This is a genomic window from Streptomyces sp. NPDC002911 (genome assembly GCF_053591835.1).
This window is the reverse complement of record NZ_JBSFUO010000003.1, coordinates 118,178-139,773: the sequence shown is the minus strand read 5'-3', so window position 1 is coordinate 139,773 and position 21,596 is coordinate 118,178. Positions and strand designations below refer to the sequence as shown.

Sequence of the window (21,596 nt, the reverse complement as noted above, 5' to 3'; positions counted from 1 at the left end):
GGCCCTGGGTGTGGGCTGCCGGGGTTCGGGGCATCCGTTCCGCCATGACAGCAGAGGCGGATCGTAGTGCACGGCGCAGGAATGTCGGACGTCTGCTGCTGCGCGCGGCAGCGCTGGTGGCGGCGTTCCTGGCGCTCGTCGCGTTCTCCGTGGTCCTGGCGAAGGTGACGCTCACACCGTCACCGGCGTCGGAGGACATCGTGACGTCCAATCTGAGGCCTGGGCGGTCCTTGAGGCAGTACGCGGAGGACTACACCTTCTTTGCCGCATGCAAGCAGGCCGGCGGAAATCTTCTGCTCGGCGCACCGTTCGGTGTGCTGCTGCCGATTCTGATGCCACGCCGACTGCGGATGCTCCGGATGACAGTGCTGACCGTCCTGGTGATGGCGGTCGTCGAGCTCGCCCAGGGAGCGCTCGTGGCGGGGCGGGCCTTCGACATCGATGACGTCATTCTCAATACGACCGGCGCGCTGCTGGGATACGCGGTGATGGGTCGCCGCATCAGCCACCGCTACCACGCTCTTTCGGGCGGACAGGCCGCCGCGGAGACAGCGGACGTGGCTGAGCCCGCACCGCGGACCCCGGCCAGGGCCGAGCCTGCTGCCAGGAGCAAGGCGAAGCGCGGTGGAGGACCCGCGGCGCGCCGGGGCGCGTCCGCGCCGGTGGCTCGCGGACGCGCCCTGTTCGACAGGTGGCGCAACCGTCGGGGGGGCCCGGGCGGGGGAGCGCCCGGAACCCGCCGACGCGGGGCCTAGAGCGCCGGGTAGGCGTTCTTCATGAGCTCCCGGAACTGTGCGGAGAACCACTTCCCGGAGACCGGAGCGTCGCCGAGAGCCCCGGACATGTTGTTGTTGTTGCGGGGGTTACCGGTGTACGTCGGGTCGCACATCCGGTCGAACCCCTTGCCCTCGTCGTTCGGAATCTCCTTGCTGGATCCGTCCGACTCCCCCGGGGGCTTCATCCAGACGTACGCGTCGATGCCGGCTTCCGGCGCCGCCTGCGGCCGCTCGCCGAGGCCGGCTCCGGACTGGTTGCACCAGTTGCCCAGGTGGATGCGCCGGTCGTAGCGCCCGCCGTCCACATAGGTGTTGACATTGGTGGAGGCACCCGGGCCGCTCGGCCGGTTCGCACCGCCCCAGCCGTTGCGCGAGGTGTCGATCAGCATGCCGATGTCGGACCTGAAGCCGACCGAGACCAGCTCGGTGCGGAACGCCTGGGCGAAGGACAGCTCGTCCGTGTAGCGGTTCCAGTCGACCCACTTGGACTGCCGCACAGAGGTCCCGTTCACGGCGTCGTCGATGGAGAAGTTCTCCTCCTTGAGGGCGCTGTAGTTGGCCGTGTTGGTGATGAAGCCTTGCACGTCGTTGACGGTCGCGCCCTCGGCGGTCGCGGCCTCGTGGAAGATGTCGGCGGAGGCGCCGAAGTTGTCGTCCCATCCGATCCAGCCGTGGTGTCCCGCGTCGATGTAGTTGTAGACGTTCGGCGCGTCGCCGAGCTTGTTGAGTGCGTAGCCGACGCCCTTGACGTAGTTGCCGTTGGCCTTCATGACGTCACAGGCGGGCGTGGCGGTGGGCCGGCCGCCCGCGTTGGTCACGAGGTTCGGCAGGGAGTCGATCTCGACGGTGGTGACGATGCGCAGATCCGCGTACTTCTCATCAGCGAGGATGGCCGCGATCGGGTCGATGTACTCGGTCTTGTACCGGCCGATCTCGGTGGGTCCGAGCTCGCCGTTGGAGGCGAGTGCCGCACAGTCGCGCCCGGGCAGGTTGTAGATGACGACCTGGACGACGAGTTCGCCGGAACCCTTCTGGGTCAGGGCCTCGTCCAGGTGGTCACGTAGGCCCATCGAGCCGTTGGAGCCCTCGATGGCGGCGATGCGGTCGAGCCACACACCCGTCGGCTGGTCGGCGATCCGGCTACCGCCCGGTTCGGCCGCTGCGTTGGCCGACCACTCCGGGTTCACATAGACCTCGGCGCCCGCGTAGGGGTTGTCGGCCCGGGTGCCCGCCGGCGGATCCGTCGGGTCCGGCGGGTCGGTCGGGCCCGACGAGTCGGTACCGCACGTGACGCCGTTCAGTTTGAAGGTCGCCGGGACGACGCTGTTGCCGCTGCCCGTCGCATTGAAGCCGAAGGACGCGGAAGCACCGGTGGCGAGAGCGCCGTTGTACGCGAGGTTCTTCGCGGTGACGGCGACGCCGCTCTGCGAGACCGTGGCGTTCCAGCCCTGGCTGATCTTCTCGCCGCCGGCGAACGACCACTCGAGCTGCCAGCTCGATACGGCGTCACCCGTGTTCGTGACGCTCACCGCGGCGGTGAGCCCACCGTTCCACTGGTTCTGGATCTTGTAATCGACGGTGCAGCCTGCTGCCGCGGCGGCGGAGGCTCCGAAGGGGGCCACCGCCGCGGCGGAGCCCGCCGCGGCGGCGACCAGAGTTCCTGCGGCTATGAGCGCCGTTCGGGACCGGCGCAGGGTGGTGCGGCTCGTGCGGCTCATACGAATTCCGTTTCCTCAGCTGTCGAGGGTGCGCAGGTGATCGCGCAGCCCGATTCCGTACGGGGTGGGGGTACCGTCGTAGTCGCTGATCAAGGACGGGGACGTGGTGCGGTCCCAGGTGACGCAGTCCCGTCCGGGAGGGGAGTTCCTGGTCGTCGAACCCCTGCACAGGTGTGTGCTGGTCGAGCTCGTTGCCGGACGTCCGTTGCGGGCGGTCCCGTCGACGGGGACGGGGATCCGCCGAACCGAGGGCCGTTGCCGTCTCGAAACCGTCGTCACACTGGTGCGCGGTGCTGATCTCCACCGTGCGTGCGAAGGCGGATCCGGAAGGCGTGACCATGACCGCGAAAGTGCTGCCGGCCAGGTCGGGCACTGATCCGAGGAACAGCCTGAACGGGTGCGGCAAGTGCGGGGGTGGTGCATGAGCGACTCCTCGCAGACCGGGCGTGCCCCCTACGGCACGTCGACTGGTGGAACCGCTCCCACTGGTGTGGCTTGACGTTAGAGCGTCAAGTGGTGTCGGTCAACACACCAGTTCCCATCTCTTGCTATCGAAATTATTCGACTCTTCAAGTCTCTTGACTCTCTTTTTCCTCATCCCCATGCTGGGAGCGCTCCCACTGCTTCAAGGCTTGTGCTCAACCCGGCATACCCCCCATGTTGCCGAGCCGCGAGGAGGTACTGCGCATGCCATCAGGACGCGCACGAAGAACCTGGTTAGCGAGGAGACCCGGCAGAACCGGAGCCGGAAGACGACGGATGTGGACCGCACTCGTGGCGGCATCGGCCCTCCCCGTGGGCATGACTGCCGCAGCCGGCGCACCGGCCCAGGCGGCAGCCGTGCAATGCAGCGTGGACTACAAGACCAATGACTGGGGCTCGGGCTTCAGTGCCGAACTCACCGTCACCAACAGGAGTGCCGCCGCGATCGATGGCTGGACCCTGACCTACGACTACGCGGGCAGTCAGAAACTCACCAACGGCTGGAGCGGGACCTGGGCCCAGTCCGGCAAGACCGTCACCGTCAAGAACGCGAGCTGGAACGGCTCCATCGCCGCCGGGGCCGCTGTCACGACGGGCGCGCAGTTCACCTACAGCGGTACCAACACCGCACCGTCCGCCTTCGCCGTCAACGGCACGGCGTGCGTAGGCGCCCACCAGCCGCCGATCGCCGTCCTCACCAGTCCGGCGGCGGGCGCCGTCTTCTCCGCCGGAGACACTGTCCCACTGGCCGCCACCGCGGTTGCCGCCGACGGGGCGGGCATCAACAAGGTCGAGTTCTACGACGACACGAAGCTGCTCGGCACGGACTCCACGTCCCCCTACACGTACAGCGCCGAAGGGCTGTCCGCCGGCGGTCACTCGCTCTACGCCAGGGCGTATGACGGCCACGGTGCTTCGGCGGAGTCGACCCCGGCCGGCATCACCGTCGTCGCGGGCCCGGCCGTCGTGGCCACTCCCGCCCAACTGGGCGTACAGCAGGGCACGTCGCGGACCTTCGACGTCTCGCTGTCCACCGCGCCCAGTTCGTCGGTCATCGTCACGGTGGCGCGGAGCTCCGGTAACACCGGTCTGCGTGTCACCGGCGGAGCGAGTCTCACCTTCACTCCGTCGAACTGGTCCACAGCCCAGAAGGTGACCGTCTCGGCCGACGAATCCGGCACAGGAACCGCGACTTTCACCGTCACGGCTCCCGGCCACAGCAAGTCCGAGGTCACCGTCACCCAGATCGCCGAGGCGAAGGACTACGACGCCCGCTTCCTCGACCTGTACGGGAAGATCACGGACCCGGCGAACGGTTACTTCTCGTCGGAGGGCATCCCCTACCACTCCGTCGAGACTCTGATCGTCGAAGCCCCCGACCACGGACACGAGACGACGTCGGAGGCGTACAGCTACCTGATCTGGCTCCAGGCGATGTACGGGAAGATCACCGGGGACTGGACGAAGTTCAACGGTGCGTGGGAAACCATGGAGAGGTACATGATCCCCACCCACGCGGATCAGCCCACGAACGGCTTCTACAACGCCTCGAAGCCCGCCACCTACGCGCCCGAACACGACACACCGAACGAGTACCCGGCCGTCCTCGACGGATCGGCCGCCTCCGGATCGGACCCGATCGCCTCCGAGCTGAAGAGCGCGTACGGCACCGACGACATCTACGGGATGCACTGGATCCAGGACGTCGACAACGTCTACGGATACGGCAACTCTCCCGGAAAGTGCTCGGCCGGGCCCACCGAGACCGGCCCCTCGTACATCAACACCTTCCAGCGCGGTTCGCAGGAGTCGGTCTGGGAGACCGTCACCCACCCCACTTGTGACAACTTCACCTACGGCGGTGACAACGGCTACCTGGACCTGTTCACCGGGGATGCCTCGTACGCCAAGCAGTGGAAGTTCACCAACGCTCCGGACGCGGACGCCCGTGCCGTACAGGCCGCCTACTGGGCGGACGTCTGGGCTGAGGAGCAGGGCAAGTCGAGTGAGGTCTCGGCGACGGTCGCCAAGGCGGCGAAGATGGGCGACTACCTCCGCTACTCCATGTTCGACAAGTACTTCAAGAAGGTCGGCAACTGTGTCGGCCCGACCACCTGCCCGGCCGGCAGCGGCAAGGACAGCGCGCACTACCTGATGTCCTGGTACTACGCCTGGGGCGGTGCCACCGACACCTCGGCCGGCTGGTCCTGGCGCATCGGATCCAGCCACGCCCACGGCGGCTACCAGAACCCGATGGCGGCCTACGCGCTGAGCTCCGTGGCCGACCTCAAGCCCAAGTCGGCCACGGGACAGCAGGACTGGGCCAAGAGCCTTGACCGGCAGATGGACTTCTACCAGTGGCTCCAGTCCGACGAGGGAGCCATCGCGGGCGGTGCGACCAACAGCTGGAAGGGCAGCTACGCCCAGCCTCCGGCCGGTACGCCGACCTTCCACGGCATGTACTACGACGAGAAGCCCGTGTACCACGACCCGCCGTCCAACCAGTGGTTCGGCTTCCAGGCGTGGTCCATGGAGCGCGTCGCGGAGTATTACCACGAGTCGGGCGACGCCCAGGCCAAGGCCGTACTCGACAAGTGGGTCGACTGGGCCCTGTCCGAGACGACCATCAACCCGGACGGCACCTACCTCATGCCGTCCACCCTCAAGTGGTCGGGCGCGCCCGACACCTGGAACGCGTCGAGTCCGGGTGCGAACTCCGGGCTCCACGTCACGGTCGCCGACTACACCAACGACGTCGGGGTGGCCGGCGCCTACGCCAGGACGCTGACCTACTACGCCGCCAAGTCCGGTGACGCCGAGGCGAAGGCCACGGCCGAAGGGCTGCTCGACGGTATGTGGAGCCACTACCGGGACGACGCCGGGGTCGCGGTCCCAGAGACACGTGCCGACTACAACCGGTTCGACGACCCGGTGTACGTCCCTGACGGCTGGACTGGCGCGATGCCCAACGGCGACACCGTCGACAACGACTCCACGTTCCTCTCCATCCGGTCGTTCTACGAGGACGACCCGAACTGGCCGAAGGTGCAGGCCTACCTGGACGGCGGTGCCGCTCCGGTCTTCACCTACCACCGGTTCTGGGCACAGGCCGACATCGCACTGGCTCTGGGGGCGTACGCAGATCTCCTGGAGTGAGTGAACGCGTCCGAGTCGCCGCTCCACCTGGGGTTCCGGCCGCCGGCCAGCAGCCGGCGACCGGAACCCCGCTCGTACGGCGAAGGCCCGGGTGCGAGTGCTCGGCGGCCGCATGGCGCGAGTCCGCGAGCCGGTGCGGCTGTGTGCCGACAAAAGCATCGCGCGAACCGGCGGTCGGCAGGCATGATCACGCGATGATATGGAGAGCTCCCGAAGCAACCCGCCCCACCGGTCCTCTCGCCGGCGGCGAGCGTGAAACCCTGGTCGCGTTCCTCGCCTTCTACCGCGTCACACTCCTGCAGAAATGCGCGGGCCTGACCGGTGAGCGCCTCGCCGAAGTGACGGTTCAGCCGTCCAATCTCACCCTGCTCGGCCTGATCCGGCACATGGCGAAGGTCGAACGCACCTGGTTCCGAGAGCGGTTCGCGGGCCACGCGCTGCCCCCGATGTACGACCCGGAGAAGGGCAAGGACGCCGACTTCGAGGACCTGTCGCCCGCTCGCGCCGCCGACGACTACGCCCGGCTCCTCGAGGAGATCCGCCTCGCGGACGAAGCGGTGGCCGACGCGTCGCTCGACGACACCTTCACCCACCAGGACTCGGTCTACTCCCTGCGGCTGGTGCACGTCCACATGATCGCCGAATACGCGCGGCACATCGGTCACGCCGACCTGCTGAGGGAACGACTGGACGGTGCGACAGGGGCGTAGGGCCACAGCCCCGTACAGGATCCGGCGTAATCGGGATGCCGGACGGACTGAAACCGCCCGGCGGGGTCACACGGGTAGGTATGACGTCCACTGAAGTAAGGACAGACGGCGCGGGAGATCCCGGCCACGGCAACGCGCCGAGCCGCCGGGCCCGCCGCACGCGAGGATGCCTGCCGTTCGCCGGCGTGTGCGCCGCGGCACTGGTCCTGCTGCTCCTGAGCAGCCGACTCAGTCTGCTACCGGGGTTCGGCGGCTTTTTCGGTGAGGAGCCCACCGACCGCTCAGGCCCCGCGGTCCTCAAGTCCATCCAGGACATGAGCGCGTACGAGGCCGCATCCGGCAACTTCCAGGTCGTCGTCGACCTGGAGAAGGACGCCAAGTTCCTACCCGACGCCATTCGGGGCACTCGCACGCTGTACGTCGGCGCGGGCGCGGTCGGAGCCTCCGTCGACCTCGGCAAGGTCGGGGCCGACGGGGTGAGCGTCAACGAGGACCGCACCACGGCCGAACTCGTACTGCCGCCCGCGGTGCTGGGCAAGCCCGCCCTGGATCCGGACCACTCCTACGCCGTGTCCAAGCAGCGCGGCCTTCTCGACCGGCTCGGCGACTTCTTCTCCGACAACCCGGGCAGCGAGCAGGCCGTCAACAAGCTGGCGGCGCAGCACATCGGAAAGGCTGCTGAGGAGAGCGGCCTCACGAAGCGGGCCGAGAAGAACACCACCTCCATGCTCCAGGGCCTGCTCGGATCGCTCGGTTTCGAGAAGGTCACCGTCCGCTACAGCGATTCGCCCGGCTGACGCCTCCACCGATCCGCCCGCCTCGAGCAGCCGGCGGCTCTGCGCACACTTACCGGAGCGAGCGGTCGTCCCATTGACCGTCAGGAGCCAGGAAGTGACGGCCATGACCGCCGGAACCACAGAACGCTTGAGGGCCGCCGTCGAGAAGGGTGATCCTGCAGAGGGCAGCATCGCCTAGTGGTTCGAGCAGCCCGGGGGAGGCCACCAGATCAAGTTCGACGCCGTCTTCCTCGACCGGGGGCGGGCCGGCGGCGCAACGTCAAGTGGCTGCTGGATCACGCCTGTCTCACCGTCGTTTGCACGAACCGGCCCCCACACCTGCGGACCTCCTGTTCGTGAGGCGGGCGTCCGGCGGGGGTCTGGGAGACCGCGCGTACCAGCGCGGCACGTACGAGGTGATCGCCCGTCACCCCGGACGAGGCGTCGGCCTGCGCGCACCTCCTGGGTCTGCTCGCCTGACGGGTCGCGGCAGTTTTGCCGTAACGGCAATTTCTCTTGGTCAGTGGCATCGAGGCGCCGAATGATGGTCACGCAGACCGGCCCCGCAAATCCGAGGAGCACACCATGCCGCAGCCCGCCGCCGAGCCCTCCACCACCGTCCCCGGGGCGGTCCACCGGCTGGTGGACGTCCCCGGCGGCCGAATCCATCTCCTGGAACAGGGGACCGGCCCTCTCGTCCTCATGATCCACGGCTTCCCCGAGACCTCGTACTCCTGGCGCCACCAGCTCGCTGCCGTCGCCGCGGCCGGCTTCCGCGCGGTAGCCGTCGACGTACGCGGCTACGGGCGCTCCTCGGCCCCCGGCCCCGTGGACGCCTACCGGATGACGGCCCTCGTCGCCGACACCGTCGGGGTTGTGCACGCCCTGGGCGAGGAGTCCGCGACGGTCGTCGGCCACGACTGGGGCTCGTCCATCGCAGCCGACAGCGCACTGCTGCGGCCCGACATGTTCATGGCCGCGGCCATGCTCAGCGTCCCCTACGCTCCCTGGCACGCGGTCCGGCCCACCGACGGCTTCGCCCGTATCGGCGGGAGCGAAGAGTTCTACGTCAGCTACTTCCAGCAGTCCGGCCGCGCCGAGGCGGAGATCGAACCCGACGTACGCGGATGGCTGGCAGGGTTCTACACCTCCCTCTCCGGTGACACGATGCCCCCGCAGGGAACGGACAGCCCCTTCTTCGTGCCCGCCGGAGCGGCCATGCGCGACCGCTTCACCGGTGGTGCCCTGCCGGCTTGGCTCACGGAGAGAGAACTGGACGTCTACAGCGCCGACTTCGAGCGGACCGGCCTGACCGGGGGGCTGAACCGATACCGGAACGTCGACCGCGACTGGGAGGACCTGGCCGCCTGGGACGGAGCCCGCCTCACCTGCCCCACCCTCTTCATCGGCGGTGCGCTCGACTCCTCCACCACCTGGATGGCCGACGCCATCGCAGACTTCCCCACGACGCTTCCGGGCCTGGTCTCCTCGCACATCCTGGACGGATGCGGACACTGGATCCAGCAGGAGCGCCCCGCAGAGGTCAATGCGTTGCTGACCAAGTGGCTCCACACCGTGCACGCGTGACGGCCGCGTGTCGAAGTCGGGGCCCCGTGCGCGGACCGGCCATGGTGGTCGTATGAACAGTGCAGGCATTTTCGCCGAAGCGTTCGGACGTATCCATGAAGCGGTGCACGCCGCCGTCGAGGGGCTCCCTCCCGAGGATCTCAACGCCAGGCTCGACGACGAGGCGAATTCCATCGCCTGGCTCGTGTGGCACCTCACGCGCGTCCAGGACGATCACGTCGCCGACGCGGCGGGGACCGAGCAGATCTGGTTCGCGAAGGACTGGGCGTCCCGCTTCGAGCTTCCCCTCGAGAAGGAGTCGACCGGCTACGGCCACAGCAGCGCGGAGGCGGGTTGCGTGAAGGTGGGGTCGAGTGACCTCCTCCTCGGCTACTTCGACGCGGTGCACGAGCAGACCCTCGGGTTCGTCCGCGGACTCGACGGCCGGTCCCTGGACCGCGTCGTGGACGAGGCGTGGTCGCCGCCGGTGACCCTCGGCGTGCGGCTGATCAGCGTCATCGCGGACGACCTGCAGCACGCCGGGCAGGCGGCGTTCGTCCGCGGCACGCTGGAGCGCCGTCAGTAAGCCGCGGATCCAGTGCGCGCGTAGTGTCCCGGACTGGTGCCGACCACACGCTTGAAGTGCCGGGAGAAGTGGGGCTGGTCGTAGAAGCCGGCCGACGCCGCGACGTCCGTCGCGCGCATCCCGCCCAGCAGCAGGCGCCGGGCCAGATCGATGCGGCGCCCTGTCAGGTACTGGTGCGGGGCCATGCCGAACTCCCGGCTGAAGGCCCGCACCAGATGCGTGTGATGAGTATGCAGCCGTTCCGCCGCCTCGCGGAGTGTCAGCCCTTCGACGAAGCGCTCGTCGAGCAGATCCCGGAGCGCGTGCGCGACCCGGCGGTCGGGCACCTGTGGCGCGGCCGGCTCGTCGCGCAGGTGCCCGGAGAGACGTTCGGAAACGAGCGCGAGACGGCTTTGTGCCTCCAGCTCGTTCCCGGGGTTCTCGAGCGTCCGGTGAAGCTGGTGGACCCGATGGCGCAGCCGCGGATCCCGCAGTACGGGCCGGCCGACCGCGCGCCCGACGAGATCCGCGTCGATCTGCGAGGTGTTCAGATACAGCACACGCTTGCGGAACCCTCCGGGAGTCGCCGCATCGCCGTTGTGCGGAACGTGCGGAGGCAACAGTGTCACCACCGAGCTCGGCGCCCCGTGCTCATGGCGGTCCAGGTCGTAGCGGACCATCCCCTCGTCGACGATGAGTAGCGTCCACGCGTCGTGTGTGTGCATGGGGTACGCGTGGTCGGCGAAGTGCGCGTGGAAGACCTCGTCGATTCCCTCGACGCGCGGACGCCACGCGGTGATGTCCGGACGTGCACCCATGAACGAAGAGTACAAGAGCGTCACGGCCCGCAGCGGCCTGCAAACTACGTACAAGACGGCTGACGGCCGGGCTCGGCAGACTTCTCGCATGACCGACGACAACGCACCCGTCCGCTTCGACACCAAGATCGCTGTGCTGCTCCGCGACGACCTCGAGAACTGGCAGCGCCTCAACGTCACCGCCTTCCTGGTGAGCGGCCTCGGTACACAGGTGCCCGAGGTGATCGGCGAACCGTATGCCGACGCGGACGACACCCTGTACCTGCCCATGTTCCGGCAGCCCGTCCTCGTGTTCGCCGGGTCCAAGGAGCTCCTGACCACCGCGCACACCAGGGCGGTCGGCAGGGGCGCGACCTTGGCCGTGTTCACTTCCGACCTCTTCGGGACCGGCCACGACGAGGCCAACAGGGCGGCCGTCCGTGCGGTGCGCAGGGAGGGGATGGACCTGGTGGGCCTGGCCGTGTACGGGCCGCGCAATGCCGTGGACAAGATCCTCAAGGGTGCGTCGATGCACCCCTGACCGGAGCCCCGGCGTCACCGTACGGATACGCACGGGCGCACCTGTGCGAGTGATGGTCCCCGGTGCCATACTCGAGGCAAGTCCGCTTGACAGGCTTGTCATTGTCCCGAGAGGCGACGCGTCATGAACTGGGCATCGTGGACCACCCTCGGTGTCTTCGCGGGAACCGGCGGAGTGCGCACCGAAGAGGTAGGTGTCGTGAGCGGCGATCTGACCGTACACACGACCTGGACCGAGGAGCAGGCCGAGGTGGCTGTTCAGTACAGCGGCGCCTCGGACTGGTTCACACTGGCCGGCAGTCCGGTGCCGTGCCCGACCGAGGAAGCGAGCAGGGCCCTCCATCAGAACGTCGTCGAGGCGGTACGCGCCGGCGGCGGAGCCACGGTTCCGGCTCCGCACACCGTGGAATGATCCTCACGGTCAGGGAGCCGTTCACCATTCAGCGAAGCGCACCACATACCGTCGCTGCCAGGATGTCTCCACTGCCTTGGGGTGGTAGTTCCGGCGGACGAAGGCGACAGCGTCCGCCGCCGGGACTCCGTCCAGCACGGCCAGGCAGGCCAGAGCCGTACCGGTCCGCCCCCGGCCCCCTCCACACGCGATCTCGAGCCGCTCATCCGGAGCCCGGCTCCACGCCTCCTTGAGCGTGGAGCGTGCCGCCTCCTTGTCGGCGGGCAGACGGAAGTCGGGCCAGCGCAGCCACCGTGATTCCCAGGCCACCGGGGGTGGGGGACCGCCCAGCAGATACACGGCAAGGGTGGGCCTGGGCCCTGCGGGGAGAGGGTGCCTCAGACCGCGGCCACGGACCAGCCGCGCCGACGGCAGCCGTAAGACGCCTTCACCCGCCGGATCCCATGTTTCCGTCACACTCAGTCCTTGCCGTCGAGGTTCTGGGACAACAGGTCAGCCAGCTCCTCGACCGCGTCCGGCGCGCTTTCGCCTACAGCGGACAGCACCAGCAGATCGCCGTGCTCAGCTGCCAGGGCGAGCACCGAGAGCATGCTCCGGGCGTCGACCGGATCGCTGCCCTCGCGTGCGACGGTGACGGCGACCGGCTGGCGCATGGCGGCCTGGACGAAGAGTGAGGCGGGACGGGCGTGCAGGCCGCTACGGGAGCCGACGGAGACGGTGCGCTGGTACACGGATTAACTCCTGGGATCAAGATGGAGAGGGGAACTGCGGTCCGCGGGTGGGGGCAAGGGGGGCGGGGGACAGGGATCAGACGGCCACGGCGACGTCGGACGGGGACGCACGTTTCGGGTCCCGACGCATGCCCTTGAGAGCGACGACCAGAGCGGTGGACACCGCGGTACCAGCAGCGATCGCCAGCAGGTAGAGGAACGGCTCGCCGATGAGCGGGACGACGAACACGCCGCCGTGCGGGGCACGGAGCGTACAGCCGAAGGCCATGGACAACGCGCCGGTGACCGCACCGCCGGCCATCACGGACGGGATCACCCGCAGGGGATCCGCCGCGGCGAACGGAATCGCGCCCTCGGTGATGAACGAGGCGCCCAGCACCCACGCCGCCCTGCCGTTCTCCTGCTCGGCCCGGGTGAACAGTCCGCGTCGCACGGTCGTGGCGAGGGCCATCGCCAGCGGAGGCACCATGCCGGCCGCCATCACCGCGGCCATGACCTTGAGACTGCCGGGCGTCGGATCGGCCAGACCGCCGACGGCGAAGGCGTATGCCACCTTGTTCAGCGGGCCGCCCATGTCGAAGCACATCATCAGGCCGAGGACGATGCCGAGGATGACGGCGTTGGAGCCCGACAGCCCGTTCAGCCAGTCGGTGAGGGCGTTCTGGAGAGAGGCGATCGGCTTGCCGACCACGATGAACATCAGGAAGCCGACCGCGATCGACGCGAGGAGGGGTATCACCAGCACCGGCATGATGCCGCGCAGCGTGGGATGCACCTTCACCCGCTGGATCGCCATCACCGCCGCACCGGCCAGCAGACCCGCGACCAGACCGCCGAGGAAGCCCGCGTCGATGGTGAGCGCGATGGCACCGCCGACGAACCCGGGGACGAGTGCCGGCCGGTCCGCCATCCCGTAGGCGATGTATCCCGCCAGCACCGGGACGAGGAAACCGAAGGCGGCTGAACCGGTCTGGTTGAGCAGGGCAGCCCAGCTGGCCGCCTCACCCCAGGCGAAGTGGTCGGCCACCGACTTCGCGCTCGAGATCTCGTAGCCGCCGATGGCGAAGGAGAGAGCGATGAGCAGGCCACCGGCTGCGACGAACGGCACCATGTAACTGACGCCGGACATCAGATAGGTCCGCAGCCGGACGCCGAAGTGCCCTGACGTTCCCGCAGAACCGCCCCCACCGGCGTCCGGGTCGTCGTGTTCGTCGGACAACCTGCTGGATTCCCCCCGTTCGGCCTTCCGCCGGGCCTCGGCGATGAGCTCGGCGGGGCGGTTGATCCCTGCCTTGACCCCGGTGTCGACCACCGGCTTGCCGCCGAACCGTGCCTTCTCCCGCACGTCGACGTCGTGCGCCCAGATGACCGCGTCCGCTGCGGCGATCACCGCCGGATCCAGCCGCTCGAACCCGGCCGAACCCTGAGTCTCCACGTCCAGCACGACACCCTGGTCGCGCGCGGCGGCCTCCAGCGACTCGGCAGCCATATAGGTGTGTGCGATGCCGGTCGGACAGGACGTGACGGCGACGATGCGGAACGGTTCCACCATCTCCGCCGCATCCGCTTCTTCCGGGTCCGGCACCACCGTTGCGGGAACCTCCCCGCCGCGGATCAGGGCCGCCGCGGCGGCGGGATCGCCCTCCACCCGCAGCGCGCCCGTGAAGCCGGGGTCCATGAGCCGCCGTGCCAGGCCCGACAGAATCGTGAGGTGGTCGTCGTCCGCACCCGCGGGCGCGGCTATCAGGAAGACAAGATCCGCGGGCCCGTCCGGGGCACCGAAGTCGATGCCCCTCGAACTGCGGCCGAAGGCCAGCGTCGGCGCCGCGACATGCTCACTGCGGCAGTGCGGAATGCCGATGCCGCCGTCCAGACCGGTCGGCATCTGGGCCTCGCGGGCTGCCACATCGGCGAGGAAGCCGTCGAGGTCGGTGACGCGGCCGGCCGCGACCATCCGTCCGGCAAGTGAACGGGCGGCCTCGCTCTTCGTGTCGGCGGACAGGTCGAGGTCGACCAGTTCCGCGGTGATCAGCTCACTCATCGCGGGGCTCCTTGCTCGTGGACCGCCCTGGGGACGGTGCGGGGGACGGGGGAGTCGTCAGGCTGGACAGGGATGACAGCAGTCATCGGGTCTGCTCCGTGAGAGCCAGGTCCATGGGAATGTCCCCGGTGGTGAACACCGAGGACGGATCGAGGTCGGCGGGTGCCGGCATGGCGCTGCCCGGCAGCTGTACGGCCGCGGCGCCGTGCGCCACTGCGGCGGACAAGGCCGCCCGGCCCGTTCCGCCCGCGGACAGGAACCCCGCGAGCGAGGCGTCCCCCGCACCGACGTCACTGCGGACGGCATTCACCCGCGCGCGGGCGAAATACGCTCCGGACGGTTCCACCAGCAGCTGGCCGACTGCACCCAGGCTGGCGAGCACCGAGCCCGCCCCGAGCTCGCACAGCTCCTGCGCCGCCTTGAGCGCGTCAGCGACCGTCGCGAGCGGACGGCCTACGGCCTCGGCAAGCTCCTGGGTGTTGGGCTTGATCACGTCAGGCCGCTCACGCAACGCTGCGACGAGCGCCGCACCGGAGGTGTCGAGGGCGATACGGACGCCGGCCCGGTGGCTGCGGGCGACCAGTTCGGCGTACCACTGCGGTGGCAGTCCGCGCGGCAGGCTCCCGCAGCAGGCGATCCAGTCCGCGCCCGCCGACCGTGCTCGGACGGTGTCCAGCAGGCGCTCGGCCTCGGCAGGCGCGATTTCGGGCCCCGCGGCGTTCACCTTCGTCAGCGTGCCGTCGGGTTCGACGAGGGTGATGTTGACGCGGGTGCTGCCGGCGATCGGTACACCGGCGGCCTCGATGCCGTGTTCGCCGAGCAGCCTGGCCAGCAACGCACCCTCGGGCCCGCCCAACGGGGCGACGGCCACCGTGCGGTGCCCCGCGGCGGCGACCGCCCGGGAGACGTTGACGCCCTTGCCCCCGGGATCCACGCGGTCCGCGGTGGCCCGCAGGACGGCGCCACGGGTGAGCCCCGGAAGTTCGTACGTGCGGTCCAGGCTCGGGTTGGGGGTGATGGTCAGGATCATGCGCGTACCACTTCCGTGCCCTGGCTCTCGATGGCCCGGGCGTCCTCGGGGCTCAGCCCCGTATCGGTGATCAGCAGGTCGACATGGGAGAGATCACCGAAGCGCGCGAAGTGCTCCTGACCGGACTTTCCCGAATCGGCGAGGAGCACCACCCTGCGGGCCGCCGCGATCACGGCACGCTTCACGGCGGCCTCGGCGAGATCCGGGGTGGTCAGGCCGCCAGCGGGGGAGAAGCCGTTCGTGGCGAGGAAGACGACATCCGCGTTGATCTCGGCGTATGCGCTCAGGGCCCAGGCATCGACCGCCGCGCGGGTGCGGTGCCGAACCCTGCCGCCGACCAGATGCAACGCGATCCCCGGATGGTCGGAGAGGCGGGCGGCCACCGGTAGAGCATGGGTGACCACGGTGAGGCGCGAATCGATCGGGACGACGGCCGCCAGCCTGACGGTCGTCGTCCCGGCATCGATGATGATGTTGCCCTCGGCCGGAAGTTCACCTAGGGCGGCGGCGGCGATGCGGTCCTTCTCGTCGGCCGCCACGGTGTCGCGTTCGGCGAGGTCCGGCTCGAAACCGAGCCGTCCGGCCGGAATCGCACCGCCGTGCACCCGGCGGAGGAGACCCGCCCGGTCGAGGGCCTTGAGGTCACGCCGGACCGTCTCCGCGGTCACCTGGAACTGCTCCGCCAGAGACAGCACGTCGACGCGTCCGCTTTCGCCGGCGATGCGGAGAATTTCTTGCTGCCGCTCCGGTGCGTACATGTGGTTACGTATCCGTTTCGTGCCCGAGTCTGTGGTTTCACCGGCAGACTACGGTTGCACCTCGGAAAAGTAAACACATTCGGGCGAGGGGCGGACGTGAGTGGACTTCGGATGCGGTGACTGGGTGGTACCAGAGCCCCTCAGCCGGTGCCGTGAGTGGCCGTGCTCGGGCCGAGCGGTCGGGCCAGCAGCGGTGCCCCCAGGACTTGATGACCGCCGCTCGCCAGCATCCGCACCTCGCTGCGCTCGCTGATCTCGGCGCGCACGATTCCGGTTTCGTCCTCGTAGACCGGGTAACCACCCGCGCCGGAGCGTGCCGTCAGACGGACGACGACGACGTCGTCCTCGGCGCCGCCTGCCCGGAATATCAGTTCGTAACTCTCCGGATAGTCCATGATCCACCTCCCGACCGGGCCGACGGAAGCCGCTAGCCCGTCTCCTCCATTGTTTCCCACTGAAGCGCATGGCGCTTCGGGAGCGCGACCGGATGACCGTCCGTGATCGCGGATGAGGATCGGGTGAGTCGGGGCGACCATCATCTGCAAGGGAGCGGAATCGGACGCGTGCTGTCAGCTTCGCACGGCCGCCCGTGACGCCCAGGCGGTTACCGCCGCCGCAATCGGATTTCGTCGGCGCGGGGCCCAGAGTTCCGGGCCGCCCTGTGGCACTCATGCACGGCTGGGGGCTTCCGAGAGCAGCCGCCGGCTCGACGACGTCTCCTGCACCCGCTGCGTCACGACCGGAACCAGGACCGTGCCTGACGCCCTGGCCGCCGAGGCGGCGCGGTTGCGCGCCGTCACGTCCGTGGGATCGCTCGGCCCGGCATCCGGGTCCGCCGACGGTGCAGCTGGCTGCCTGACGCCGCACAACGCCCAAGGGGTGGCGCCGGTTCTTTTGGGCCGGCGCCATTCCCCCGTGCGGACGGCCTTGGGCCCCCGGCGGCACGACACGCCGAATGGGCGGACGGCGCCGTCGAACGGGTGACACCCGCCGGTCGAACAACATGACTGTTCGCGAGGGCGGCTAGGCATGCAAGCATGAGATTTGAGCCCCGCCGAACTAAACACCCTTCCCCGCGTACCAGCCGGCTCCGCCTTGCCGGAGGCGCCCTGTGCGCCGCCGCTCTCGCCGCCACTCTTGTGACCGGTTGCGGTCAGGACAGTGGTGACGAGACAGCCGCGGAGACCTCGGAGGCTGCGAAGATCCTTCCGAACCAGACGACCAGCCCTTCCGGGAGCGTTTCAAGCAGCCCCTCCGAGACGGCGCAGCTGACCGAGGCCCAGAGGAAGCGCAAGGAACTGCTGTCGACCGTCAAGGTCACCTTCGACAAGGCCGCTACGACGGCCGTAGGGGAGGTGTCCGGAGGCAAGCTGACCGATCTGGACCTCGAGGGCCTCGACGACGACGCCACCGGCAGTCCCAGCCCGACAGGCAGCCCCAGTCCGGAGGGCAGCGCCAGCCTGAGTCCCGAGGCCAGCGGGAGCCCGAGCGGGACCGGCAGTCCGAGCCCGAGCGGCAGCTCCGGCAGCCCCAAGTGGGTCGCGGAGGTCGTCGAGGCGGACGGCACCGCACACAACGTGACCATTGACGCGGTGTCCGGCGACGTCATCGATTCCGCGCCGGACGCCGACCAGAGCGACGCCGACAAGCAGGAGCTCGCGGACCAGATCTCCAAGGCGACGCAGACCCCCGAGCAGGCCGCCAAGGTCGCAACGGAAAAGACCATGGGCTGGGTCACCTCGATCGGCCTCGACGAGAACGACAGCCGGACCCTGGTCTGGCAGGTCGATGTGGTCTCCAAGGACTGGACGAAGACCACCTTCGACGTGGACGCGGCCAAGGGCACGATCACGGACGAGCAGGTCGACGACGACTGATCACAGTACGAACGGGTGCACCGGTGGCGGCCGCATCGCGGTGCGCCACCGATGTGCGTTCCCTGCGCACACCGGCCGGCACGGCCCCGGGCTCAGCAGCCGGCATCCGCCAGGTCGAGGGTGAAGCGCAGCCCGGGCTTCCTCATCAGCGTGATCGCGCCTGCTGTCACGAATCCCGCACGGGTCAGCACCGACCTCGAAGCCGCGTTGTCCACCGTCGTCTCGGCCCGGAGGGTGGTCAGGCCGTATTCCGCGAAGGCCAGCGCGCATACCCTGCGGACTCCCGACGTGGCCAGTCCCTGCCCGGCGGCCCGCTCGGCGATGCGGTACCCGAGTTCGGCCGAGCGGTCCGCGACACCGACCAGGTTGACCCGTCCCAGGACCGCCCCCTCGCCGTCCGCCAGAACGTGGAAGTGGTGCATTCCGGCCGCCTGTTCGGCGAGCAGTTCGGCGTGCCGCGCCTCGAATTCGTCGAAGAAGCCGTCGCCCCGGTCCGGGACCGACGCAGCGAAGTAGGCGCGATTCTCCTGCTCGAAAGCGAGCAGAGCATGAGAGTGATCAGAGCGAAGGCGCTCAAGGACGGTCATGTGGCGACGGTATCCTCGGCGGCCGTCGAAGCCGTCGGGGATTGTCACCTTCCAGCCGCAGGGGTCTGGTTCCGGTCACCGTGACCCCTGCCCGCACGCACGGCTCAGGGCGCGATTCCCACGTTCTCGAGGCGGCTCCACTTCCTTTCCTGGGTGCGGGTCATAGCGGGCCACTGCGTGGCTCCCGCACGGGGGTTCACCCGCGAGGCATAGGAGGAGGGATGATGGTCCGGCCGGAAGAAGCAGCCGGTCCCGTACCCGGCGTCGAAGCCCGGGCAGGAGGAGGCCACGGCAGCCGGTGTGGGTTTGCGCCCCGTCCGCACCCAGCCGGACAGAGCCGAGACCGCAGTGGCGTACTCCGCGGTGCTGAGACCGCTGTGTTCGCGTTCCTGGGTGAAGGTCTGTACGAGGTGACGGTCGCGGTGAGCGCCTTTCAGGCTGTCGAGGTACGCCGCTTCGTGTTCGACGAAGGCGGTGGGGTCGTCGATGGCATGCATAGTCAGCACGGGAACGGTCACCGCGCCGGTCACGTCGCTGTCGTAGGACAGGTCACGCCGCGCGGTGAGGTCGGCGGAGAAACGTTCGACTCCGGCGTTGAGAGCGGCGTCGTCGTGCGACCCGTGGTAGTGCACGTGCCGGTTGCTGAAAGGGTTGCGCGCACCGAGCCGTTGCACGATGTCGCGGAATGTGAAGGTCGCGAAGGTGAGGTGCGACTCGAGTGTCCGCTCGGGGATCTTGGTGACCGCGAGGATGTCGTCCAGGTTCCGCTGCTGGAGGGGAGTCCGGTCCGCAGGCTGCGAGGCGTAGCCCGTGCACTCCTGGAGCCTGGCGCGCAGCCCCGCGCCGGTCATCGCCGAATCCTGACGGATCCCCATCCACAGGGGGTACGACGGCTCGGACGGGCGTGGGTGGTTGCGGCAGTAGTACTGATAGACGACACGGAGGTCCACCCGGTAGTCGTAACCACGGGAGCCCCCCGCCAGGACACCGTTGGTGAGCAGGGCGCCGTCGTAGGGTGAGTTGGCGCCGGCCCCGTACATCTCGATGGTTTTCGCGGCCACGTTCCCGCCCCAGGACTGCCCGTGAATCAGTGTGGTCTCCGGGCGCCCGAATTTTTCCGTGAACAGCCGGCGCAGATTCTCCGTGTCCGAGGCTGCCATCCTCGTGCCGTAACCACCGCGGCGGTAGGCCGAGCCCGCCCAGGCGTAGCCCTCTTCGACCATGACCGACCAGCGCTCCAAGTCGTCGGTGCTGCGCTGCGGGTCCGACTCCGCGCCCAGGCCGGGGCCGCCGTGGGCGTGCATGACCAGCGTTCCGTTCCATGCGAGGGGGATGGCGACGGAGTAGTGGGCGCCGTGGGAATCCTGGCCCGTGTAGCACGTCGCCTTCGTCGCCAGGTCTTCCGGGCAGGGCGCCGTAGCCGGTGCAACGGCCGCCGCCGAGGGCTGGGCAGGGCCGACGAGACCGACGGCGAGGACCCCTGCGACGCAGCCCGCCGTCACGGTGGAGAGCCTCCCGCGTGAACGCTGCCTCTTGAGAAAAGCGGTCACGGTATTGCCTCCTGGCTTTTCACTCCGGTGCATGCCGACCGATGCTAGCCACGTCCGGGGCATTGACCAGGGGCCTCGTCATTGCGTTCATATCGTTCGCCGATGAACACCCGGCTTCGTATGTCAGCACGAGCGGTGACCTCGGTCCCTCGCGCGCGTTGTAAAGGGCGTGCCTCCTTCCTTTTCCACCTCGCCCCTCGCTCCGGCCGCACCAGCGGTGGAGCCGAAGCCCTTTCTGCTGACGCCCCGCCAGGGAGAAGCCGCTCGAACGCTCCTGGCCTACGTGGGATCGCTGCCCCTGAAGGGGCCCGATGCGCTGCTCCTAGCGGTGGTCGTCGCCATCCGCGCCGCCCGGAGCGGGATCGGTAATCTCACCGGCCAGGACGTGCGTTCCCTCCGCCTGGCCGACCCGGAAGGAGCCGTCACCGCATTCGGCGCGCTGGGCTGGCAGGGGCAGGAGGCGCTGCTCGGTGAAGACCTCGTCACCCCTGTGGGGGTCACAGTGCCGGACCTTGCCGACCGGCCGGACGCCCGGCTGCCGTTCGGCAAGGTGATGCGTTCCAGGGTGTCGGGTTGGACGGTCCGGACCCTCTCCGCCAAGCCGGTCAAGAAGACCTCGACCGCCGCACGGTTGGCCGCGCTGTTTCTGGCCGCCCATGGACCGGCCGACGAGTACGGCACGCTGCCCGCTCACCTGCCCGAGGGCTGCGGGGCCGCCCTGCCCGAACTGCTCGCCAAGGGATTTCTGCGGGAGTTGGACGGTGACCGTTATCTGCTGGCCGAAGCCGTGCGGCATCTGTCGGGAACGCGTCCCTTGGCCGACACCTCACCCGTCACGCGTGAGGAGCCGGAGGAGGAGCGGTTGAGCTGGGACGAGTGGAAGGACCGGGCGAGCGTGGCACTGCGGCGGCACGTCGAGGCGGTTGAGCGCTGTCCCGCGTGTGCCCTGTCCACGGCCAGGGTGTCGGAGGCCTTCATGCGCAAGGCGGTTCCCACCCAGTTCAAGGAGAAGGTGCGTACGGCCTTCAGTTCCTGGGAGGCCAGGTACCCCGACCAGGGGCCTGTCGCCGCCGAGTTCGCCGCGATGTTCCGCGCGGCGCACGGTCATGGGCCCTCTGTCAAGCAGCTCTGCGAGGCGCTGGGCTGGGGGAAGATGTCACGGGAGCTGCGGATCTTCGTCATCCGCCGGCTGATCGCCGACGGTTGGCTGATGAACACCGATCCGGTGCCGTGGACCCTGCGCCCGGGCAAGGCTGTCCAGGCCGGCGCGTCCGGCGTTGCGGCCCCCGGAGCCGTCCGCCCGCGCTGAGGTGTGGCGGGGTGCTCTCGTGCGCAGGGCTTCTGACGCCACGTATACCGATCCGACAGAAAGTGTTGGTCCGACGGGAAGTGTCCGTTCAGCAGGGGTGCACCGGCCTCGTCGATGTCGGCTTGCCGTGCTGAACACGGCGCGCTGGCAGGGTTCAAGACGATCGCGGTGGGCATGTCAGGCGTAGCGCGCGTGCCCCCACAGCCACGCGCCC

Annotated in this window: 21 protein-coding genes; 11 read left to right on the top strand and 10 right to left on the bottom strand. The window is 69.0% G+C overall.

All coding sequences use genetic code 11. The features are described from left to right. Window positions 1–44: 44 nt before the first annotated feature. Complete coding sequence (locus ACWD04_RS05925) at window positions 45–755, top strand: VanZ family protein (RefSeq protein ID WP_451128545.1); 711 nt, start codon at window positions 45–47, stop codon at window positions 753–755. Here ACWD04_RS05925 and ACWD04_RS05920 read toward each other — a convergent pair. After that, entirely contained in the window at window positions 752–2,494 is a 1,743-nt protein-coding gene (locus ACWD04_RS05920) for a glycoside hydrolase family 6 protein (protein ID WP_451128543.1), read from the bottom strand. The genes ACWD04_RS05925 and ACWD04_RS05920 overlap by 4 nt on opposite strands. A 759-nt stretch (window positions 2,495–3,253) precedes the next feature. Between ACWD04_RS05920 and ACWD04_RS05915 the strand changes: the two genes are divergently transcribed. The 5 genes from ACWD04_RS05915 to ACWD04_RS05895 all read left to right on the top strand — a co-directional run bounded on the left by ACWD04_RS05915 (window position 3,254) and on the right by ACWD04_RS05895 (window position 9,771). Then, entirely contained in the window at window positions 3,254–6,133 is a 2,880-nt protein-coding gene (locus ACWD04_RS05915; RefSeq protein ID WP_451128541.1) for a glycoside hydrolase family 48 protein, read from the top strand. A 194-nt stretch (window positions 6,134–6,327) separates the two neighbouring features. Further along, entirely contained in the window at window positions 6,328–6,843 is a 516-nt protein-coding gene (locus ACWD04_RS05910; protein WP_451128539.1) for a DinB family protein, read from the top strand. An 80-nt stretch (window positions 6,844–6,923) separates the two neighbouring features. Then, the gene (locus ACWD04_RS05905; protein ID WP_451128537.1) at window positions 6,924–7,640 is read left to right on the top strand and encodes a DUF4230 domain-containing protein; all 717 of its coding nucleotides are present in this window, start codon (window positions 6,924–6,926) and stop codon (window positions 7,638–7,640) included. Between the two features lie 564 nt (window positions 7,641–8,204). Then, window positions 8,205–9,206 carry an alpha/beta fold hydrolase gene (locus ACWD04_RS05900; RefSeq protein WP_451128535.1) on the top strand — a complete coding sequence of 334 codons (1,002 nt, stop codon included), beginning with the start codon at window positions 8,205–8,207 and terminating at the stop codon, window positions 9,204–9,206. Window positions 9,207–9,258: 52 nt separating this feature from the next. Then, on the top strand, window positions 9,259–9,771 hold the full coding sequence (locus ACWD04_RS05895) for a mycothiol transferase (protein WP_451128533.1): 513 nt from the start codon (window positions 9,259–9,261) through the stop codon (window positions 9,769–9,771). On the opposite strand, the gene ACWD04_RS05890 is transcribed toward ACWD04_RS05895, so the two are convergent. Next, entirely contained in the window at window positions 9,765–10,568 is an 804-nt protein-coding gene (locus tag ACWD04_RS05890) for an AraC family transcriptional regulator (protein ID WP_451128531.1), read from the bottom strand. The genes ACWD04_RS05895 and ACWD04_RS05890 overlap by 7 nt on opposite strands. Before the next feature lie 88 nt (window positions 10,569–10,656). Between ACWD04_RS05890 and ACWD04_RS05885 the strand changes: the two genes are divergently transcribed. Next, complete coding sequence (locus ACWD04_RS05885; RefSeq protein ID WP_451128529.1) at window positions 10,657–11,088, top strand: DUF2000 family protein; 432 nt, start codon at window positions 10,657–10,659, stop codon at window positions 11,086–11,088. 123 nt (window positions 11,089–11,211) lie between these two features. Next, window positions 11,212–11,499, top strand: coding sequence for a hypothetical protein (locus ACWD04_RS05880; protein ID WP_451128528.1), 288 nt, complete (start codon window positions 11,212–11,214; stop codon window positions 11,497–11,499). Between the two features lie 21 nt (window positions 11,500–11,520). Here ACWD04_RS05880 and ACWD04_RS05875 read toward each other — a convergent pair whose 3' ends face one another. From ACWD04_RS05875 to ACWD04_RS05850, 6 genes are all read right to left on the bottom strand, one after another. Next, the gene (locus ACWD04_RS05875; protein ID WP_451128527.1) at window positions 11,521–11,955 is read right to left on the bottom strand and encodes a phosphatase domain-containing protein; all 435 of its coding nucleotides are present in this window, start codon (window positions 11,953–11,955) and stop codon (window positions 11,521–11,523) included. 2 nt (window positions 11,956–11,957) lie between these two features. Next, window positions 11,958–12,230 (bottom strand): HPr family phosphocarrier protein, encoded by a 273-nt coding sequence (locus tag ACWD04_RS05870; RefSeq protein ID WP_451128525.1) that lies wholly within the window; start codon window positions 12,228–12,230, stop codon window positions 11,958–11,960. Between the two features lie 76 nt (window positions 12,231–12,306). Further along, complete coding sequence (locus ACWD04_RS05865) at window positions 12,307–14,271, bottom strand: PTS fructose transporter subunit IIABC (RefSeq protein ID WP_451128523.1); 1,965 nt, start codon at window positions 14,269–14,271, stop codon at window positions 12,307–12,309. Between the two features lie 82 nt (window positions 14,272–14,353). Further along, a complete protein-coding gene (pfkB, locus tag ACWD04_RS05860; RefSeq protein ID WP_451128521.1) occupies window positions 14,354–15,301 on the bottom strand; it encodes a 1-phosphofructokinase in 948 nt (315 codons plus the stop codon). Then, window positions 15,298–16,059 carry a DeoR/GlpR family DNA-binding transcription regulator gene (locus ACWD04_RS05855; protein ID WP_451128519.1) on the bottom strand — a complete coding sequence of 254 codons (762 nt, stop codon included), beginning with the start codon at window positions 16,057–16,059 and terminating at the stop codon, window positions 15,298–15,300. The genes pfkB and ACWD04_RS05855 overlap by 4 nt, the downstream gene beginning before the upstream one ends. 140 nt (window positions 16,060–16,199) lie before the next feature. Further along, window positions 16,200–16,454: a DUF6296 family protein gene (locus ACWD04_RS05850; RefSeq protein ID WP_451128517.1), complete on the bottom strand. Its 255-nt coding sequence runs from the start codon at window positions 16,452–16,454 to the stop codon at window positions 16,200–16,202. A gap of 139 nt (window positions 16,455–16,593) precedes the next feature. Between ACWD04_RS05850 and ACWD04_RS05845 the strand changes: the two genes are divergently transcribed. Both ACWD04_RS05845 and ACWD04_RS05840 read left to right on the top strand, forming a co-directional pair. Beyond that, window positions 16,594–17,043 carry a DUF5133 domain-containing protein gene (locus tag ACWD04_RS05845; protein WP_451129216.1) on the top strand — a complete coding sequence of 150 codons (450 nt, stop codon included), beginning with the start codon at window positions 16,594–16,596 and terminating at the stop codon, window positions 17,041–17,043. Window positions 17,044–17,096: 53 nt separating this feature from the next. Then, complete coding sequence (locus ACWD04_RS05840; RefSeq protein ID WP_451128515.1) at window positions 17,097–17,936, top strand: PepSY domain-containing protein; 840 nt, start codon at window positions 17,097–17,099, stop codon at window positions 17,934–17,936. Window positions 17,937–18,028: 92 nt separating this feature from the next. On the opposite strand, the gene ACWD04_RS05835 is transcribed toward ACWD04_RS05840, so the two are convergent. Then, window positions 18,029–18,523, bottom strand: coding sequence for a GNAT family N-acetyltransferase (locus tag ACWD04_RS05835; RefSeq protein ID WP_451128513.1), 495 nt, complete (start codon window positions 18,521–18,523; stop codon window positions 18,029–18,031). A 104-nt stretch (window positions 18,524–18,627) separates the two neighbouring features. Beyond that, window positions 18,628–20,106, bottom strand: a complete 1,479-nt coding sequence (locus ACWD04_RS05830) for a hypothetical protein (RefSeq protein WP_451128511.1) — start codon at window positions 20,104–20,106, stop codon at window positions 18,628–18,630. 136 nt (window positions 20,107–20,242) lie between these two features. Between ACWD04_RS05830 and ACWD04_RS05825 the strand changes: the two genes are divergently transcribed. Beyond that, window positions 20,243–21,382: a hypothetical protein gene (locus ACWD04_RS05825; RefSeq protein ID WP_451128510.1), complete on the top strand. Its 1,140-nt coding sequence runs from the start codon at window positions 20,243–20,245 to the stop codon at window positions 21,380–21,382. The last annotated feature ends 214 nt before the right edge of the window (window positions 21,383–21,596 follow it).

Bases quoted from the DNA above. Each gene is read 5' to 3' on its own strand.
- ACWD04_RS05835 (WP_451128513.1), bottom strand. From the start codon at position 18,523: ATGACCGTCCTTGAGCGCCTTCGCTCTGATCACTCTCATGCTCTGCTC.
- pfkB (WP_451128521.1), bottom strand. From the start codon at position 15,301: ATGATCCTGACCATCACCCCCAACCCGAGCCTGGACCGCACGTACGAA.
- ACWD04_RS05925 (WP_451128545.1), top strand. From the start codon at position 45: ATGACAGCAGAGGCGGATCGTAGTGCACGGCGCAGGAATGTCGGACGT.
- ACWD04_RS05890 (WP_451128531.1), bottom strand. From the start codon at position 10,568: ATGGGTGCACGTCCGGACATCACCGCGTGGCGTCCGCGCGTCGAGGGA.
- ACWD04_RS05855 (WP_451128519.1), bottom strand. From the start codon at position 16,059: ATGTACGCACCGGAGCGGCAGCAAGAAATTCTCCGCATCGCCGGCGAA.
- ACWD04_RS05900 (WP_451128535.1), top strand. From the start codon at position 8,205: ATGCCGCAGCCCGCCGCCGAGCCCTCCACCACCGTCCCCGGGGCGGTC.
- ACWD04_RS05920 (WP_451128543.1), bottom strand. From the start codon at position 2,494: ATGAGCCGCACGAGCCGCACCACCCTGCGCCGGTCCCGAACGGCGCTC.
- ACWD04_RS05915 (WP_451128541.1), top strand. From the start codon at position 3,254: ATGTGGACCGCACTCGTGGCGGCATCGGCCCTCCCCGTGGGCATGACT.
- ACWD04_RS05905 (WP_451128537.1), top strand. From the start codon at position 6,924: ATGACGTCCACTGAAGTAAGGACAGACGGCGCGGGAGATCCCGGCCAC.
- ACWD04_RS05895 (WP_451128533.1), top strand. From the start codon at position 9,259: ATGAACAGTGCAGGCATTTTCGCCGAAGCGTTCGGACGTATCCATGAA.
- ACWD04_RS05885 (WP_451128529.1), top strand. From the start codon at position 10,657: ATGACCGACGACAACGCACCCGTCCGCTTCGACACCAAGATCGCTGTG.
- ACWD04_RS05850 (WP_451128517.1), bottom strand. From the start codon at position 16,454: ATGGACTATCCGGAGAGTTACGAACTGATATTCCGGGCAGGCGGCGCC.
- ACWD04_RS05840 (WP_451128515.1), top strand. From the start codon at position 17,097: ATGAGATTTGAGCCCCGCCGAACTAAACACCCTTCCCCGCGTACCAGC.
- ACWD04_RS05880 (WP_451128528.1), top strand. From the start codon at position 11,212: ATGAACTGGGCATCGTGGACCACCCTCGGTGTCTTCGCGGGAACCGGC.
- ACWD04_RS05910 (WP_451128539.1), top strand. From the start codon at position 6,328: ATGATATGGAGAGCTCCCGAAGCAACCCGCCCCACCGGTCCTCTCGCC.
- ACWD04_RS05830 (WP_451128511.1), bottom strand. From the start codon at position 20,106: ATGCACCGGAGTGAAAAGCCAGGAGGCAATACCGTGACCGCTTTTCTC.
- ACWD04_RS05865 (WP_451128523.1), bottom strand. From the start codon at position 14,271: ATGAGTGAGCTGATCACCGCGGAACTGGTCGACCTCGACCTGTCCGCC.